Origin of the sequence: Vibrio sp. SS-MA-C1-2, from assembly GCF_021513135.1 — a bacterium.
Classification (GTDB): Bacteria; Pseudomonadota; Gammaproteobacteria; order Enterobacterales; family Vibrionaceae.
The window spans coordinates 311333-329514 of sequence record NZ_CP090981.1; the positions used below are offsets into that span (position 1 = coordinate 311333).

Genomic DNA, 18182 nt, shown 5'->3' on the forward strand with positions numbered 1-18182 from the left:
ACTATAAAAATGATGAATATCTACCAATTAAAGTTATTCATTTAGGTGAATATGTGACTTATCTCAATTTTTACTGTTACAAATCAATATAAAAATATTTATTGTCACTATAATGACGCAAAAATTTTTATATACCCTGTTAGATATAAGATGAATCTTGACTGATTTACAGTCTAGATTGTGATACCATTCACAGTATAAAATTTACTGTTACAATCATTGTTTCAGATTTATTATCAGACTAACGTCGCTTAGTTATAAAATCGTCCGGAGAATATCTCAAATGAAAAAGACCAAAATCGTATGTACGATTGGCCCTAAAACTGAATCTGTAGAGAAGCTAACTGAACTAGTAAATGCTGGTATGAACGTGATGCGTTTAAACTTCTCTCACGGTGACTTCGCAGAGCACGGCACTCGTATAGCGAACTTCCGTAAAGTAATGGAAGAAAAAGGTGAGCAACTAGCTATCCTTCTTGATACTAAAGGTCCAGAGATCCGCACTATCAAATTAGAAGGTGGTAACGACGTTGATCTAGTCGCTGGTCAAGAATTCACATTCACAACTGATGAGTCTGTTGTTGGTAATAAAGATGTTGTCGCTGTAACTTATGCTGGTTTTGCTAAAGACCTAACAGCCGGTAATACAATTCTTGTTGATGACGGCCTACTTGAAATGGAAGTTATCGCAACGACTGAAACTGAAGTTAAGTGTAAAGTGCTTAACAACGGTGCACTAGGCGAAAATAAAGGTGTTAACCTTCCTGGCGTATCTGTTCAGCTTCCAGCATTATCTGAAAAAGATAAAGCTGACCTTAAGTTTGGTTGTGAGCAAGGTGTTGACTTCGTTGCTGCATCATTCATCCGTAAGCAAGATGACGTTAAAGAAATCCGCGAGCTTCTAAATGCTAACGGTGGCGAAAGCATTCACATCATCTCAAAAATTGAGAACCAAGAAGGTGTTGATAACTTTGATGAGATCCTTGAAGCTTCTGATGGCATCATGGTTGCACGTGGTGATCTAGGTGTTGAGATCCCAGCAGAAGAAGTTATCTTCGCTCAAAAAATGATGATCGAGAAGTGTAACCGTGCACGTAAGATGGTTATCACTGCAACTCAAATGCTTGATTCAATGATCAGCAACCCACGTCCAACTCGTGCTGAAGCGGGTGACGTTGCGAATGCAATCATGGATGGTACTGATGCGGTTATGCTTTCTGGTGAAACCGCTAAAGGTAAGTACCCAGTAGAAGCAGTAACTATCATGGCGCAAATCGCTGAGCGTACTGATGGTTCACTAAAAGCAGAGCTAGGTTCACGTTTAGACAGCTCTCGTTTACGTATCACTGAAGCAGTATGTAAGTCTGCAGTAGACACAGCTGAGAAGCTAGCTGCTCCACTTATCATCGTTGCAACAGAAGGCGGTAAATCTGCACGTTCAGTACGTAAGTACTTCCCAACTGCAAATATCCTAGCGTTAACAACTAACCAGAAGACAGCTGCACAGCTTGTTCTGACTAAAGGTGTTAAGCCAGTTATCGTTGAGAAGTTTGAAAACTCAGACAGCTTCTACATCCGCGGTCAAGAAATTGCTCTTGAGCAGAACCTAGGTAAGAAAGGCGACATCGTTCTTATGGTTTCTGGTGCGCTAGTTAGCTCTGGTACAACAAATACCTCTTCTGTACACGTACTTTAATTTTCATTAAGTGCAAATACTAATGTATTTCATATAGATTGAAATAACGTATAAAAAAAGGAGCCTCTGGCTCCTTTTTTATTGGCTATGATTTTTATCACTTATACCCTTCATACTTGAAGTCGCTAGGTTGTTGGCTGTATTCGTTCGCCCCAATCATATAGTACACCTATACTCATGGGGCCTCACTCACTTGCCGCCTACTAGCAACTCCAATTATTTTAGGTATAGAACCAAATAATAAACACGATAAAAAGAGTGCTAAGCTCTAAATAAACGCTCTAGGGTCTTAACGAACGCTCTCCACGAGCCATACCAACAATCCCACTTCGTGCGACTTCAATGACATCCGTAAGGTCTTTTACTGCATCAATAAATGCATCCAATTTTTCACTACTACCTGTCAGCTGAATCGTATATTGAGTGCTGGTAACATCGACAATTTGGCCACGGAAAATATCCGCAGTACGCTTCACTTCTGCACGAGCAAAGCCACTAGCGCGCAATTTAATCAGCATCAATTCTCGCTCAACATGCGCATTATCAGTGATATCATTCACTTTCAAGACATCAATAAGCTTATGAAGGTGCTTCTCTACTTGCTCCAAAACACGCTCATCACCTTCAGTGGTAATATTAAGACGAGATAGCGTAGGGTCATCGGTAGGCGCAACCGTTAGTGATTCAATGTTATAACCACGCTGAGAAAAAAGCCCAACAACACCAGATAATGAACCGGGTTCATTTTCTAATAGAACTGAAATGATCTTTCTCATGATGTTTTCTCCGTTTTACTCAACCACATGTCACTCATTGCACCACCTCGAATCTGCATCGGGTAGACATGTTCTGTTTCATCCACTGAAATATCAACAAAGACTAAACGATCTTTCATTGACAGTGCGCGTTCTAATTCAGATTCTAACTTAGCTGGGTCACTAATCTGGATCCCAACATGACCATAGGCTTCTGCGATCTTAGCAAAATCAGGCACAGAATCCATATAAGAGGAGGAGTGGCGACCTTGATAGATCATATCTTGCCACTGTTTTACCATCCCTAAGAAACGGTTATTCAAGTTTATGATCTTAACAGGGATATCGTATTGCATTGCTGTTGATAGCTCTTGAATATTCATCTGAATACTACCATCACCGGTAACACAAACCACGACTTCATCAGGCAATGCCATTTTAACACCCATTGCAGCAGGAAGACCAAAGCCCATGGTTCCTAAACCACCAGAATTGATCCAACGACGTGGCTTATCAAACGGGTAATAGAGAGCAGCAAACATTTGATGCTGACCAACATCTGACGCAACATAAGCATCACCACCCGTCAGCTTGTGCAGCACCTCAACAACTTGTTGCGGTTTAATACGTTCACTGCTCTTCTCATAACTTAAACTATCACGACGACGCCAGCCTTCAACCATTGACCACCATAGAGCTATCGCTTCTTTATCATTACTGGCATCTTGCTCAGATAGTAGTGTTAACATGTGATCCAGTACCTTATCAGCTGAACCCACTATCGGAATATCAGCATTAACCGTTTTCGAGATTGAAGATGGGTCTATATCGATATGCAAGATCTTGGCATTTGGGCAATATTTTTCTAGGTTATTGGTGGTTCGATCATCAAAACGAACACCAATACCAAAAATAAGATCCGCTTCATGCATTGCCATATTAGCTTCATAACAGCCATGCATTCCTAACATACCTAAGCTATTTTTATGACTGGCAGGAAACGCACCCAATCCCATTAATGTGCTGACAACGGGAATATTTAATGATTCTGAAAGTTGTAAGATCTGCTTATCACACTCAGAAATAATTGCACCGCCACCAACGTAAAGTACTGGTCGCTTAGCGGCAAGAAGCGCTTGTACTCCCTTCTTCATCTGGCCTCGATGTCCTTTAACCGTCGGGTTATAAGATCGCATTTTGATCTCTTCAGGATACTGATAAGGATGAGTTAAAGTAGGATTCAGCATATCTTTTGGAAGATCGATAACCACAGGGCCAGGACGACCTGTAGATGCGAGATAGAATGCTTTTTTAATGGTTTTCGGAATATCTTTAGGATCTTGTATTAAGAAGCTATGTTTAACGATTGGGCGAGAGATCCCCACCATATCACACTCTTGGAATGCATCATTACCGATTAATGAGCTCGGAACTTGTCCTGATAATACAACCAGTGGGATAGAGTCCATGTAAGCGGTCGCAATACCGGTAATCGCATTGGTTGCACCAGGACCTGAAGTCACAAGTACCACACCAACATCACCTGTTGCACGAGCATAACCATCCGCCATGTGAACAGCTGCTTGCTCATGACGAACTAAAATATGTTCAATATCACTCTTCTCATGAAGCGCATCATAGATGTCGAGTACTGAACCACCAGGGTAACCAAAAATATGTTTTACACCTTGGTCGATCAAAGAGCGAACAACCATGTCGGCGCCGGATAACATTTCCATTATTATTTGCCTCCAAGCTAAATAGTGGCACCTTAAGTGCCATTTTCCGTATATTCAGTCAATATAGACGCGATAACGCCTTATTTCTGAATAATCCCCTCAATAATGTTACTATCAAGAGACACAAAGTTAATTTACTGTAACTTTTTACTGCTTTGTTTGTCTACGGTTATTGCGCTTTTTTGGCAAAAATATCATCAATTCTCGCTAAACATCGTTCCCTTTCTTAATCTCGCACTTTTCTCTACTTTTTATTTCGTTACTTTTTCAAATAAAAAATAACGAAACAGAGATAACTAGGCAGAGTTTAAACGAAAAAAAGAGCCACTATTGGGCTCTTTTTTATCCTATACTTCGTCTCTACTTTCAGCTATTTAGCTATAGCTCTTTTTCTTAGCTTTATCATCATGGTACATTGCATCAATCACCTGCTTGTATTTATCATGAATCACTTTACGACGTAGTTTAAGTGTTGGTGTTAACTCACCTTTGTGCATCGAAAACTCTTTCGTTAAGAGGGTAAATTTCTTAACTTGTTCAAATTTTGCTAATTCACCTTGCATTTCATGAACGCGCTTTTCAAACATCTCAATAATTTGACTATGTTTAACTAGCTCCATACGGTCATGATATTTAATGTTTAACTCTTTTGCGTACTCTTCTAATGTATCAAAACAAGGAACAATTAACGCAGAAACAAATTTACGGGTATCCGCAATCACAGCAATCTGCTCGATAAAGTGATCTTTACCAATTTTACCTTCGATAAGTTGTGGTGCAATATACTTACCATTAGACGTTTTCATTAACTCTTTGATGCGATCAGTAATGAATAAATTGCCATCTTCATCAAAGTGGCCAGCATCTCCGGTTTTTAAGAAACCATCAGCAGTAAAGGTTTCAGCTGTCTCTTGTTCTCTTTTGTAGTAGCCGCGCATAACCATGTTACCGCGAACTAAAATCTCATTATCTTTACCAATTTTAACTTCAGCACCATCCATTGTTAAACCGATGGAGTCTGGATTGAAGTTCTCATTACACCAACAAGAAACTGTAGCGGTTGTTTCTGTCATACCGTACCCCAGTTTGACATTAATACCAATCGCATGGAAAAAACGACCAATTGAAGGATCAAGCTTGGCACCACCACATGGCATAAAGCGAATATTACCACCTAATAACGCACGTAATTTACCTAAAACTAACTTATCAGCAAGATCGTAGCTTTTTTGCAGTAGTAAAGACGGTTTTTTACCTTGTTGACGACTCACAGCCACTTTCGCGCCCATATTTACCGCCCAAGTAAATAATGCTTTGCGAATAAATGGGGCTTTAGAAACCTTGTCATGAATCGCTGAATAAATTTTCTCATAGAAACGAGGAACCGCACACATCACGGTTGGACGTACTTGTTCTAATGCTTGACGAACACGAGCCGTATTCTCTAGGTAACAGTTAGTTGCACCACGGTGAAGAACATAAGCCGTCCATGCACGTTCAAAAACATGAGATAACGGTAAGAAAGAGAGTGAAACATCATCTTCCTGCAGTTTTAAAGTTTTATCGTGACTTTTCAGCTGATGTGCAAAGTTACTGTAATCTAGCATCACCCCTTTCGGCTCTCCTGTGGTACCAGAGGTATAGATAAGGGTTAATAGATCATCGTTGTTCATATCATCAAGACGCTGTTGGAACGCTTGACGAATCGCGTGATCATCACTAGAAACTTGCTCGATAAACGGTTGCCATAAGCGCCCTATTTCACAATTACGAAGATCAACGTTCTCTTTCATCGCCACAATTAATTCTAATTGCGGGCACTGGGAAATCATCTCTAATGCTTGGTCGTATTGGGTTTGGTCACCCACAAATAATATTTTTGCATCAGCATTATTGATGATAAACGCAGCTTGATCTGTTGTATTTGTTGGATAGATAGGTACTGTCACGCCACGGACTTGAAGTGCTGCAAAATCAGCGATTGTCCACTGCGGCATATTATTGGCAAAAATAGCCACCTTATCTTGTGGGTTTACGCCCACAGAAAGTAGAGCTAATGATAACTCATCCATCTTCTGACCAAATTGAGTCCATGTAATCCCTGTCCATTTACCGCGCACATTATGGCGTAACGCATCACGCTCTCCCTGTTGCTTGGTCTGAATTCTAATACGGTTTACTAGGTGGAAATCAAGATTAGTCATAAGTCACTCTACTTCAAAATTTTAAGCGTACAGATGTAAGCTATCTATGCAATGACGGTAATATTTAACTCTCATAATTGCAATGTTAAATATCACTTAAACCTAGTTAATGCAGAAAGGATCCCAATTATTAGCCTCGTTTGAACTAAAAAGCAGCAGATTATAACTTTAATGAAACATCTGGCTAAACCAGTCAGATGCAAACTGGTCTGAAGAGCATGCAGCACCACTAGCTTTTTATTACAAAAACAGCACTAATAGGTGGTAAAAAGCAACATGTAGTAAACAAATCGTTAAATAATGCTTGACTAGTTTATTGCATATCGGTAGTTTTTATCTCCATACCTAGTGTTATTACGTGGCATTCACCTGACAGGATAGAACTTTAAACATGTTTGCTAATTTTCCAGCTCTACTCAAGCCTCTCCTCCTCATCGTGAATAATTCGCGCGGATAGGTCATAAGTTGGATATACCACTAAAGATTCTAAAAAACCCGCGCAAATAGCGCGGGTTTTTTTATATAGGCTCGCGAAAAAAGCTCATTATGAGTTATGGATGCGCGAATAGAGTAACAGCTAAGCCAAAAAGGACATCAATCATGAACAATGACCAAGTTATTATTTTCGACACAACGTTACGTGATGGAGAGCAAGCTCTATCTGCAAGCTTAACGGTAAAAGAGAAATTACAAATTGCATTCGCCCTTGAGCGTCTTGGTGTTGACGTGATTGAAGCGGGTTTCCCTGTTTCATCTCCCGGTGATTTCGAATCCGTTCAAACAATTGCACGAGAAATCAAAAACAGCCGTATTTGTGGCTTATCTCGCGCAGTCGCAAAAGATATCGACGCCGCGGCAGAAGCATTAAAAGTCGCTGAAGCTTTCCGTATCCATACCTTCATCTCAACGTCAACCATTCACGTTCAAGATAAATTACGTCGTAGCTATGATGACGTGGTTGAAATGGGTGTCGCCGCAATCAAACATGCTCGTCGCTATACCGATGATGTTGAGTTCTCATGTGAAGATGCAGGTCGTACTCCGATTGATAACCTGTGTCGTATGGTTGAAGAATCAATCAAAGCAGGCGCTAAAACAATTAATATTCCCGATACCGTGGGCTATACCGTACCGGGTGAGTTTGGTTCGATAATCACCAACCTATTTGAGCGCGTACCGAATATCGATCAAGCGGTAATTTCTGTTCATTGTCACGACGATTTAGGCATGTCAGTAGCCAACTCTATTTCAGCCGTTCAAGCAGGTGCTCGTCAAATTGAAGGGACGATTAATGGTATCGGTGAGCGAGCAGGTAACTGTGCGCTAGAAGAAATTGCGATGATCATTAAAACTCGTGCCGATCTATTAGGTGTGACAACAGGTTTAGATTATCAACAACTACACCGCACCAGTAAATTAGTGAGCCAACTATGTAATATGCCAATCCAATCCAATAAAGCGATTGTCGGCAGCAATGCATTTAGCCACTCCTCAGGTATTCACCAAGATGGCATGATCAAAAATAAGAACACCTATGAGATCATGACGCCTGAGTCTATCGGTCTAAAACATCAAGCATTGAACTTAACCAGTCGTTCAGGTCGAGCTGCGGTTAAACAGCACATGGATGATATGGGCTACAAAGACAATGATTACGATTTAAATACGTTATACGATAACTTCTTGAAGCTAGCGGATCGTAAAGGCCAAGTTTTTGATTATGATTTAGAGTCGTTAGTTTTCTTCGCTAATTTAAAAGATGAAGATGATTTCTACAAAATTAACTACTTAAGCGTTCAGTCTGGCAGCGTGATGGCAACCACCAGCATTAAGCTACAGTGTGGTGATGAAGAGAAGTGTGAAGCCGCAGTCGGCAATGGCCCTGTTGATGCACTTTATCAATGTATTTACCGCCTAACGGGTTACGAAATCGTACTAGATAAATTCCATCTAACCGCAAAAGGTGAAGGTGAAGATGGCCTAGGCCAAGCAGATATTATTGCCAACTACCAAGGCCGTAAATACCATGGTACAGGCTTAGCAACAGACATCGTTGAAGCATCAGGCCAAGCACTTCTGCATGTTATCAATGCTATCCATCGTGCCGAGCAAGTTGCTGAGAAAAAACAAATTAAATTACAAGCAGAAAAAATTCAGTCGGAGACAGTGTAAAATGACAAGGAACTACAATATTGCGATCCTACCTGGTGATGGTATCGGTCCAGAAGTGATGGTTGAAGCTCAAAAAGTATTAACCGCTATTGAAGAGAAGTTTGATTTTACTTTCACTTCTAACCAGTTTGATGTGGGTGGTATTGCTATCGACAACCACGGCACGCCACTTCCTCAAACAACTATTGAAGGTTGTGAAGCATCAGATGCTGTACTATTTGGTTCTGTTGGTGGCCCTAAATGGGAGCACCTAGCACCTAATGATCAACCTGAGCGTGGAGCCTTGCTTCCTCTTCGCAAGCACTTCGAACTATTTTGTAACCTGCGTCCTGCACAAATCCATACCGGTTTAGAAGGCTTCTCTCCACTACGTGCAGATATTTCTGAGCGTGGTTTTGATATCGTGGTTGTTCGTGAACTGACTGGCGGTATCTATTTTGGTCAGCCAAAAGGTCGCGAAGGCGAAGGCGCAAATGAAAAAGCATTTGATACTGAAGTTTATTACCGCTACGAAATTGAACGTATTGCTCGCATCGCATTTGAGTCGGCTCGTTTACGTGGTAAAAAAGTCTGTTCTGTCGATAAAGCGAACGTACTTCAAAGCTCTATCTTATGGCGTGAAGTGGTTGAAGAAATCGCAACAGAGTACAGCGATGTAGAGCTAAGCCACATCTATATTGATAATGCGACCATGCAGCTAATCAAAGACCCTTCGCAGTTCGATGTGATGCTATGTTCTAACATCTTCGGTGACATTATCTCTGATGAGTGTGCGATGATTACAGGCTCAATGGGAATGCTACCGTCTGCAAGCTTAAATGCGAAAAACTTTGGTCTATACGAACCAGCAGGCGGTTCTGCTCCTGATATCGCGGGCAAAGGTATTGCAAATCCTGTGGCACAAATCCTATCTGCAGCTCTGATGCTTCGTTATAGTTTAGGTGAAGAACAAGCGGCTCGTACAATTGAGCAAGCAGTTTCTTCAGCACTTGAAGCGGGCGAATGTACTGCCGATCTTGCTGGTGACCGTCAAGCGCTATCAACAAGTGAAATGGGTGATCGCATCGCGCATTATGTTCGTACTTGTTAATTGAAAAATAGCAATTAACTCGCTATTCATTTAAATAATTTGTCGCTGTTGACGATGGCTTAAATAATAAGAAATAGAAAAAAGTCACACAGCAATAGCGACAAATTAAAGTTAAGGAAACAACATGTCTTCTACCTTATACCAGAAAATTTATGACTCTCATGTTGCCGTTGCAGCTGAGGGCGAAAATCCAATTTTATATATCGACCGCCATTTAGTTCATGAAGTCACTTCACCACAGGCTTTCGATGGTCTACGTGAAAAAGGGCGTCAAGTTCGCCAAACAAGCAAAACATTTGCAACCATGGACCACAATGTTTCAACGGAAACAAAAGATATCTCTGCCAGTGGTGAAATGGCACAAATCCAAATGGAAACATTGGCAAAAAACTGTCAAGAATTTGGCGTTACGCTCTATGATCTAAACCACCCTTACCAAGGTATCGTCCATGTCATGGGGCCAGAGCTAGGGATTACACTTCCTGGTAATACTATTGTTTGTGGTGATTCTCATACCGCAACCCACGGTGCATTTGGTGCATTAGCTTTTGGTATCGGCACATCAGAAGTTGAACACGTTTTAGCCACACAAACCCTAAAACAAGCCAAAGCAAAAACCATGAAGATCGAAGTTCAAGGTAAAGTCGCTAAAGGCATCACAGCCAAAGATATTATCCTAGCAATTATCGGTAAAGTCGGTCACGCTGGCGGTACAGGTTACGTGGTTGAATTCTGTGGTGAAGCCATTACCGATCTTTCTATGGAAGGTCGTATGACGGTTTGTAATATGGCGATCGAATTAGGCGCAAAAGCGGGCTTAATCGCACCAGATCAAACGACATTCGATTACTTAGACAATCGCAAATTCTCGCCATCAGGTGATAACTGGTTACAAGCTGTCGATTACTGGAAAACATTAAAAAGTGATGATGACGCAGAGTTTGATGCCATTGTTACCCTTGATGCAAAAGAGATTGAGCCTCAAGTTACATGGGGAACAAATCCTGGTCAGGTTATCTCAATCACGCAATTAATCCCAACGGCAAGCTCTTTCGCTGATCCTGTGGAACAAACCTCAGCAACCAAAGCGCTTAACTACATGGGATTGGAGTCTGATCAATCACTTACTGACGTTAAGATCGACAAAGTCTTTATTGGCTCTTGTACTAACTCTCGTATTGAAGATATGCGTGCAGCAGCGGCGATGATCAAAGGCGGTAAGGTTGCCAATCATGTTCAAGCATTAGTGGTTCCAGGTTCAGAACAGGTAAAAGCTCAAGCTGAATTAGAGGGTTTAGACCGTCTATTTATTGAAGCTGGTTTCGAATGGCGTCTACCGGGTTGCTCAATGTGCTTAGCGATGAATAATGACCGATTAGGTCCTCATGAGCGTTGTGCATCCACCAGCAACCGTAACTTTGAAGGCCGTCAAGGTCGAGATGGACGTACTCACTTAGTGAGCCCAGCAATGGCAGCCGCAGCGGCAATTGCCGGTCATTTTGTTGACATTCGTGAATTAGAAGAAGCTTAAGGATAGGAGCAGTTACCATGTCTATTACCGGTTTTAAACAACACACAGGTTTAGTTGTTCCTTTGGATACAGCAAACATCGATACTGATGCCATTATTCCTAAGCAGTTCTTACAAAAAGTAACACGCACAGGTTTTGGTCAGCACTTATTCCATGATTGGCGTTTTCTTGATGATGCAGGGACAGAAGCCAATCCTGAGTTTGTAATGAATAAAGCGCGTTATCAAGGTGCTTCAATTCTATTGGCTCGTGAGAACTTCGGCTGTGGTTCATCTCGTGAACACGCACCTTGGGCATTAGCAGATTACGGCATTAAAGTGATGATCTCATCAAGCTTTGCCGATATTTTCTATGGCAACTCAATCAATAACCAAATGGTGCCAGTTCGCCTAACAGAAGAGCAAGTTGATGAGTTATTCAACTTTGTTAACTCAACACCGGGTGCAGAGATCACCGTGAGCCTAGAGAGCATGACTGTCGAAGCTAACGGAAAAACGTATTCATTTGAGATTGATGAATTCCGTCGTCACTGTTTGCTGAATGGTTTAGACAACATCGGTCTAACTCTACAGCATGAAGAGAAGATTGCTGCATTCGAGCAAAATATCCCTGAGTTTTTACGCTAAAAATAAGTCGCTTAAAAACAATCAGCCCTGATAGATCATTTTCTGATTTTAAAGTCGAGAAAACGTCTATTAGGGCTTTTTTTATTGAATGATTCTTATCTTCAAACTGGTATTTAGTCGTGAGAAACTTTACACTGATTATGTTCTCATTGGGGGGCTTTAAGCTGAGATCGGACAGACCGGAACCCATTGAACCTGAACCAGATAATGCTGGCGTAGGAATTGAGACTAACCTTGAATCGCAACTGTTTATGGTAAGGAAAATAAAACCATAAATCCACATTGCCCTCCTCAAGCTCAACGCTATGCCTCTAAATTTAAGTCCTGTTTTAATGGCAATTTAAATAATCAGAGGAAGATAAAAAATGAATAAAGCACTGACTAATAAGATAGTTACAGGCACTCTACTTGCCACCACCTGTTTACTAACAACATCAGCAATGGCCGAAACAGAGCAGCCGACCCTCACTGTTTATACTTATGAATCCTTCGCGGCAAGTTGGGGACCCGGCCCAAAAGTTAAAGCTGAATTTGAAAAACAGTGTGGCGGCTGTACTCTAAACTATGTCACTCTCGATAGTGGCGCGGCAATGTTAAACCGCCTGCGTTTAGAAGGTAAAAGTAACAAAGCTGATATCGTTTTAGGTTTAGATAATAACTCGATCACCGAAGCCGAAAAAACCGGACTCTTCACGCCAAGTCATGCCGATTTATCCAAGTTAGACTTACCAATAAAATGGGATAACCAGACCTTTATTCCTTACGATTACGGCTATTTTTCATTTATCTATAACAGCGAAAAAATGAAAACACCACCAGCAAGCTTTGCAGAACTACTATCAAAAGATAATGATTACTCGATTATCTACCAAGATCCAAGAACATCATCGGTAGGGCAAGGTCTACTGCTTTGGATCGAGTCGATCTATGGCGATCAAGCACCACAAGCTTGGCAACAGATTGCCGATAAAACGGTGACCGTAACCAAGGGGTGGAGTGAAGCCTACAATATGTTCCTAAAAGGAGAATCAGATTTTGTTCTCTCTTATACTACCTCTCCGGCTTACCATATCATTGACGAACAAGACGATAAATACAAAGAAACGACCTTTACTGAAGGTAACTATATGCAGATTGAAACGGTTGCTAAAGTGGCAGGAACAAAACAGTCAAAGCTTGCTGACCAATTTATCAATTTTGTTCTCACTAACGATTTTCAACAATATATTCCAACAGGTAACTGGATGTACCCAGCAACCGATGCGCCACTGCCGAAAGAGTTTGATCAATTAGTCACGCCATCTAAGCCGCTACTTTTAGATTCAGAGAAAATTGCTAACAGTCGCAAACAGTGGGTTCGTCAATGGCAACAGGCAGTTAGTCAGTAGTGGTTTCTAATAGTAAAATTTGGCCTGGTATCACCATTACTGGGCTTATTCTATTGCTGATTGGTGCTGCAATTACGCTACTTTTCAGCCATAGCTCTCTCAATGATATCAGTCAGATCTGGCAAGATCCCTATATCCGTCACATCACTCAATTCAGTTTCTATCAAGCTGGGTTATCGGTGCTATTGAGCGTACTGCTCTCAATTCCTATTGCACTCGCACTTTATCGTCGTCAATTTTTTGCGAAAAAGCTGTTATTACGTGTTTTTGCGATGACCTTAGTGTTACCTGTTTTAGTGGCGGTTTTTGGTCTATTAGCGATTTATGGTAATAGCGGGCTAATTAATAAACTGTTTGACAGCAAGTTTAATATTTACGGTTTAGGTGGCATCTTATTAGCCCATGTCTTTTTTAATGCGCCATTGTCTGCTCGACTGCTTATCCAAAGCTTAAATGCAATTCCCTCTCAACAACACAAATTAGCATCTCAACTTGGATTAAACAGTTGGAGTAAATTTAAATTTGTTGAGTGGCCAGTGATGAGACAACAACTTCCTCATATTATCGGCTTGATTTTTATGCTCTGCTTTACCAGCTTTGCCACTGTGATGTCTTTGGGGGGAGGGCCAAAATCGACCACCGTTGAGTTGGCAATCTATCAAGCAATCCGCTATGACTTTGATTTAGGTTATGGCGCACTGTTGGCGATTTGGCAGATGCTACTTTGTGGAACCGTTGTCCTTATCTCGCTCCGCTTTGCTAAATCGATAGCGATTGATAGTCAGCAAGCCCTAGAAAAACCCACTTTTATTGATAGTCCAACACTTAAGATCTGGGATAAATTCTGGATTATTATCGCCTCTATTTTAGTCTTCCCTCCACTAATCGCCATTGTCTACAGTGGACTAAACAGTCAACTGTGGCTGCAGCTACAACAACCTGCACTTTGGTCTGCGGTGTATCACTCTCTGACCATTGCTTTCGGTGCAGCACTGTTTGCTCTAGTATCAGGCGTTACCATTCTATTGACCAGTCGACATTGGCGCTTACAGAAGAAAAACTTACTTGCTGATGGTATCGAACTTGCTGCGACCTTAATTTTGGTTACACCGGGTTTGGTGATCAGTACCGGGTTATTCCTATTGATTCGCTCTTTTAGTGATATTTTCTCTTCTGATCCATTTAGTTACGCGTTTACTATTGTAGTGTTAGTCAATGGATTGATGGCATTACCTTATATTGTAAAAAGCTTAAATCAGTCGATGCTCCATATCGCTCAACAATATAATCCATTATGTGAAAGTTTAGGGTTATTTGGTTTAACACGCCTGTATTTGATTGAGTGGCGAGCACTAAAAGCCCCTATAGCCAATGCTTTTGCGTTAAGTTTTGTCCTTTCCCTTGGGGATTTAAGTGCAATTTCTCTATTTGGTAGTCAAGACTTTACCACCTTGCCGCTCTACCTTTATCAATTAATGGGCAGTTATCAGATGGAGGGGGCTGCCGTGGTTGCATTACTCTTATTACTGGTTTCATTGGCTATATTTTCACTTATCGAGAACCAACTCACTCAGCCACAAAAACCGTAATCTATATATAGCGTTGCTACTAGGCGGCAAGTGAGTGAGGCTCCATAAGTATATTGTGTACTATATGATTGGATCGAGCGAGTGAGTGCAGCTAACAACCTAGCAACATCAAGTATGAAGGGTATATAAACTTAGATGACACAACTTTGTGATACAGGAAAAAATAATGTTAGCCGTTAAACAACTCAACTACCGTTATGATGACTTTGTTGTCGATTTTGACTTCACAGCAAAAAGTGGTGAGATCACTGCGATATTAGGCTCAAGTGGTGCAGGAAAAAGTACCTTATTAGGGTTGCTATCAGGTTTTATTGCGCCAGATTCAGGAAAAATAGAAGTCTCAAATAGAGAGCTCTCAACCTTAGCTCCTCATAAAAGACCCTTATCTATTCTGTTTCAAGAGCACAATATTTTTCCCCATTTAACGGTGTTTGAAAATATCGCCCTAGGTATTTCCCCAACCCTTAAATTGACTGAGCCGCAGTGCGAATTAGTCAAACAAGCCGCAGAAAGTGTCTCTATCGAGCAATACATTTCACGCTTACCTGAACAGTTATCGGGAGGACAAAAACAACGTATTGCATTGGCGAGAGCCATTCTTCGTCAACGCCCTCTCCTATTATTAGATGAGCCATTCTCAGCCCTTGACCCAGCGTTACGTAATGAGATGCTATCTCTGGTTCGCCAATTAGCACAGCAGCAAAAGATGGTGGTATTAATGGTGACTCATTCGCCAGATGATGCATTGAAAGTCGCGAGCCATTGTTTATTGATTGATAATGGAAAAATTGCAATGGAAGGGAAACCAGAAGATCTATTGAATGATCAAGATAATCAATTTATTCGTCGCTATCTTGGCTAATCAATTCTTTTGGTATGACATGATTGAGAACGGTATTATCTTAATACGTAAAATGAACCCATAAAAAAAGCGATGATAATTTGCTGATTATCATCGCTTACTCATTTATTGGCTCTCTTTACTGATACAGTAAGTTACTGAGTGCCACCAACCGTTAAGTTATCAACTTTCAGTGTTGGCTGACCTACGCCCACAGGTACGCTCTGTCCCGCTTTACCGCAAACACCAACGCCTTTGTCGATAGAGAGGTCATTACCCACCATAGAAACTTGCTGCATCGCTTCAAGTCCATTACCAATTAAGGTTGCCCCTTTGACTGGACGAGTAATCTTGCCATCTTCAATTAGGTACGCTTCAGAGGTAGAGAAGACAAATTTACCAGACGTTATATCAACCTGACCACCACCAAAATTTGGTGCATAAAGACCATGCTTAACCGATGCGATCATCTCTTCTGGTGTACTTTCACCCGGTAGCATATACGTATTGGTCATACGCGGCATTGGCAGATGAGCATAAGATTCACGGCGACCATTACCCGTTGGATTCACACCCATTAAGCGAGCATTCAGCTTATCTTGCATATAGCCCTTTAAGACACCATTCTCGATAAGAGTATTATATTGACCCACCACACCTTCATCATCGATATTAATCGAGCCACGACGATCTTGCATGGTACCATCATCAACAATAGTACAAAGTGGGTTGGTCACTTGCTCACCGACACGACCAGAGAACGCTGATGACCCTTTACGGTTAAAGTCACCTTCTAATCCATGACCAACGGCTTCATGCAATAAAACACCCGGCCAACCCGAGCCTAGAATTACCGGCATGGTTCCCGCAGGCGCGGCTTCAGCTTCTAAGTTTACTAATGCTTGGCGAACCGCTTCTTCGGTTAAGTTAAGAGCAATAGATTGACCATTCTCTTCGATAGCAAGAAAACGCTCATAACCATAACGACCACCTGCACCCGAGCTGCCGCGTTCACGTTCACCATCTTGTTCCACCAATACACTGATTGAGATACGAACTAATGGACGAATATCTGCGCCATAAGTGCCATCAAGGGCTGCAACAAGCACCTCTTCATACACGCCACTTAGACTTGCATTTACCTCTTTAACACGAGGATCTTTTGCTCTAGCATGACGATCAACTTGTTTTAACAGTTCAATTTTATCTTCTTTGCTAAGTGATCCTAATGGATCAATCGGCGCATAAATACCGGAGGGTGTAACAGGCGCAAACGCTTGTACTCGACCATGTTGTCCTTGACGCGCAATACCCCGAGCCGCAATTGCACTCTGATTTAAGGCCGTTTGATTAATTTGATCTGAGTAGGCAAAACCGGTCTTCTCACCAGAAACAGCACGAACACCAACACCACGGTCGATATTAAATGAGCCATCTTTAATAATGCTATCTTCTAAAGAGAGCGATTCATGCCAGCACGATTGAAAATAGATATCAGCATAATCAACATGACGCTCAGCGATCAATCCTAATGTCTGCTGCAAACTATCTCGGCTCATGCCAGACTGTTCTAACAGAGTATGTTCAACTTTATCTAAACTCATAACGCTCTCTTTTTATCATTACCGTTACGCTTCATCATAACGATATTTTTATATTTTTGATGAATAAGCCAACTAAGGTAGCTATACCGAATATCTGACCATGTTCGTTATCTTTTTAATTAACACTAAAAGTTTTACTTACAGTGAAAGTGGCTATGTTGATGAATCGGCATATTAGATCGAATCGTATCAACCATCGTTAAGTCAATATCAGTAATAATTGAACCAACGCCACTCTCTTGGCAGGCAACAATCCGTCCCCAAGGATCGACAATCATCGAATGCCCCCAAGTATCCCGCCCTTCACCATGATTTCCCCATTGTGCAGCAGCAATAATCCAACACTGGGTTTCAATGGCTCTCGCTCTTAATAAAGTTTCCCAATGCGCTTGTCCAGTGACTCGAGTAAAAGCAGCCGGAATCGTAATGATTTTTGCATTTTTTTCACGTAATAGACTATAAAGCTGAGGAAAACGTACATCATAACAGATAGATAAGCCTAATTTACCAAAGTCAGTATCCGCAACAATGGCTTGATTCCCTTTAGTGAAGGTATCTGACTCACGATAGTTATTATGTTGATCGGCAATATCAACATCAAAGAGGTGAATTTTATTATAGTGTTGAGAACACATGCCTTCAGGGTTAAATAATAAACTGGTAGACGTAATGTCGCCATTTGTCTGACGAATAGGAAATGAACCCACCACTAACCAGATACCGAGTTGTTTTACCGTAGTCGATAACTGTTGCTGCAAAGGGCCATTATTTAAAGGCTCTGCATGTTTTTGATAATCCTCTTTCGAACCAAAAACCAAGCAATTTTCAGGTGTCACTACAAGCTCAGCACCTTGTAACTGAACACCTTTTAGGGCTTTCTTTAAATTCGATAAGTTCAACTCAGGATCTGCACCTGAATTCATTTGAATTACACCTACCTTTGTCAT

13 protein-coding genes and 1 riboswitch are annotated in these 18182 nt (G+C 41.3%); of the genes, 8 read left to right on the forward strand and 5 right to left on the reverse strand.

All coding sequences use genetic code 11. The features are described from left to right. The first annotated feature begins 283 nt into the window (after positions 1 to 283). Positions 284 to 1696 carry a pyruvate kinase PykF gene (pykF, locus tag L0B53_RS06030; RefSeq protein ID WP_235061246.1) on the forward strand — a complete coding sequence of 471 codons (1413 nt, stop codon included), beginning with the start codon at positions 284 to 286 and terminating at the stop codon, positions 1694 to 1696. Positions 1697 to 1977: 281 nt separating this feature from the next. On the opposite strand, the gene ilvN is transcribed toward pykF, so the two are convergent. The 3 genes from ilvN to L0B53_RS06045 form a co-directional block, all read right to left on the reverse strand. Next, positions 1978 to 2472: an acetolactate synthase small subunit gene (gene ilvN, locus L0B53_RS06035; RefSeq protein ID WP_235061247.1), complete on the reverse strand. Its 495-nt coding sequence runs from the start codon at positions 2470 to 2472 to the stop codon at positions 1978 to 1980. Beyond that, complete coding sequence (locus L0B53_RS06040; protein ID WP_235061248.1) at positions 2469 to 4190, reverse strand: acetolactate synthase 3 large subunit; 1722 nt, start codon at positions 4188 to 4190, stop codon at positions 2469 to 2471. Before L0B53_RS06040 ends, ilvN begins: the two co-directional genes overlap by 4 nt. A gap of 374 nt (positions 4191 to 4564) precedes the next feature. Next, entirely contained in the window at positions 4565 to 6394 is a 1830-nt protein-coding gene (locus tag L0B53_RS06045) for a long-chain fatty acid--CoA ligase (RefSeq protein ID WP_235061249.1), read from the reverse strand. 600 nt (positions 6395 to 6994) lie between these two features. Between L0B53_RS06045 and leuA the strand changes: the two genes are divergently transcribed. From leuA to thiQ, 7 genes are all read left to right on the forward strand, one after another. Further along, a complete protein-coding gene (gene leuA, locus L0B53_RS06050) occupies positions 6995 to 8566 on the forward strand; it encodes a 2-isopropylmalate synthase (RefSeq protein WP_235061250.1) in 1572 nt (523 codons plus the stop codon). Between the two features lies 1 nt (position 8567). Further along, positions 8568 to 9656: a 3-isopropylmalate dehydrogenase gene (gene leuB, locus L0B53_RS06055; RefSeq protein WP_235061251.1), complete on the forward strand. Its 1089-nt coding sequence runs from the start codon at positions 8568 to 8570 to the stop codon at positions 9654 to 9656. Between the two features lie 124 nt (positions 9657 to 9780). Then, positions 9781 to 11187: a 3-isopropylmalate dehydratase large subunit gene (gene leuC / locus L0B53_RS06060; RefSeq protein WP_235061252.1), complete on the forward strand. Its 1407-nt coding sequence runs from the start codon at positions 9781 to 9783 to the stop codon at positions 11185 to 11187. 23 nt (positions 11188 to 11210) lie between these two features. Continuing rightward, complete coding sequence (leuD, locus tag L0B53_RS06065) at positions 11211 to 11813, forward strand: 3-isopropylmalate dehydratase small subunit (RefSeq protein WP_235062185.1); 603 nt, start codon at positions 11211 to 11213, stop codon at positions 11811 to 11813. Between the two features lie 140 nt (positions 11814 to 11953). Next, positions 11954 to 12052, forward strand: a riboswitch (TPP riboswitch). Between the two features lie 126 nt (positions 12053 to 12178). Next, the gene (gene thiB, locus L0B53_RS06070) at positions 12179 to 13201 is read left to right on the forward strand and encodes a thiamine ABC transporter substrate binding subunit (protein WP_260115567.1); all 1023 of its coding nucleotides are present in this window, start codon (positions 12179 to 12181) and stop codon (positions 13199 to 13201) included. Beyond that, a complete protein-coding gene (gene thiP / locus L0B53_RS06075) occupies positions 13201 to 14790 on the forward strand; it encodes a thiamine/thiamine pyrophosphate ABC transporter permease (protein WP_235061253.1) in 1590 nt (529 codons plus the stop codon). The genes thiB and thiP overlap by 1 nt, the downstream gene beginning before the upstream one ends. Before the next feature lie 166 nt (positions 14791 to 14956). Continuing rightward, entirely contained in the window at positions 14957 to 15652 is a 696-nt protein-coding gene (gene thiQ, locus L0B53_RS06080; protein ID WP_235061254.1) for a thiamine ABC transporter ATP-binding protein, read from the forward strand. Positions 15653 to 15786: 134 nt separating this feature from the next. Here thiQ and tldD read toward each other — a convergent pair whose 3' ends face one another. Together tldD and L0B53_RS06090 are read right to left on the reverse strand one after the other, a co-directional pair. Further along, positions 15787 to 17235 (reverse strand): metalloprotease TldD, encoded by a 1449-nt coding sequence (gene tldD, locus L0B53_RS06085; RefSeq protein ID WP_235061255.1) that lies wholly within the window; start codon positions 17233 to 17235, stop codon positions 15787 to 15789. Positions 17236 to 17369: 134 nt separating this feature from the next. Further along, a complete protein-coding gene (locus tag L0B53_RS06090) occupies positions 17370 to 18182 on the reverse strand; it encodes a carbon-nitrogen hydrolase family protein (RefSeq protein ID WP_235062187.1) in 813 nt (270 codons plus the stop codon).

Excerpts from the sequence above, each read along its gene's own strand:
- pykF (WP_235061246.1), top strand. The coding sequence starts at position 284 with ATGAAAAAGACCAAAATCGTATGTACGATTGGCCCTAAAACTGAATCT.
- ilvN (WP_235061247.1), bottom strand. The coding sequence starts at position 2,472 with ATGAGAAAGATCATTTCAGTTCTATTAGAAAATGAACCCGGTTCATTA.
- L0B53_RS06040 (WP_235061248.1), bottom strand. The coding sequence starts at position 4,190 with ATGGAAATGTTATCCGGCGCCGACATGGTTGTTCGCTCTTTGATCGAC.
- L0B53_RS06045 (WP_235061249.1), bottom strand. The coding sequence starts at position 6,394 with ATGACTAATCTTGATTTCCACCTAGTAAACCGTATTAGAATTCAGACC.
- leuA (WP_235061250.1), top strand. The coding sequence starts at position 6,995 with ATGAACAATGACCAAGTTATTATTTTCGACACAACGTTACGTGATGGA.
- leuB (WP_235061251.1), top strand. The coding sequence starts at position 8,568 with ATGACAAGGAACTACAATATTGCGATCCTACCTGGTGATGGTATCGGT.
- leuC (WP_235061252.1), top strand. The coding sequence starts at position 9,781 with ATGTCTTCTACCTTATACCAGAAAATTTATGACTCTCATGTTGCCGTT.
- thiB (WP_260115567.1), top strand. The coding sequence starts at position 12,179 with ATGAATAAAGCACTGACTAATAAGATAGTTACAGGCACTCTACTTGCC.
- thiQ (WP_235061254.1), top strand. The coding sequence starts at position 14,957 with ATGTTAGCCGTTAAACAACTCAACTACCGTTATGATGACTTTGTTGTC.
- tldD (WP_235061255.1), bottom strand. The coding sequence starts at position 17,235 with ATGAGTTTAGATAAAGTTGAACATACTCTGTTAGAACAGTCTGGCATG.
- L0B53_RS06090 (WP_235062187.1), bottom strand. The coding sequence starts at position 18,182 with ATGACAAAGGTAGGTGTAATTCAAATGAATTCAGGTGCAGATCCTGAG.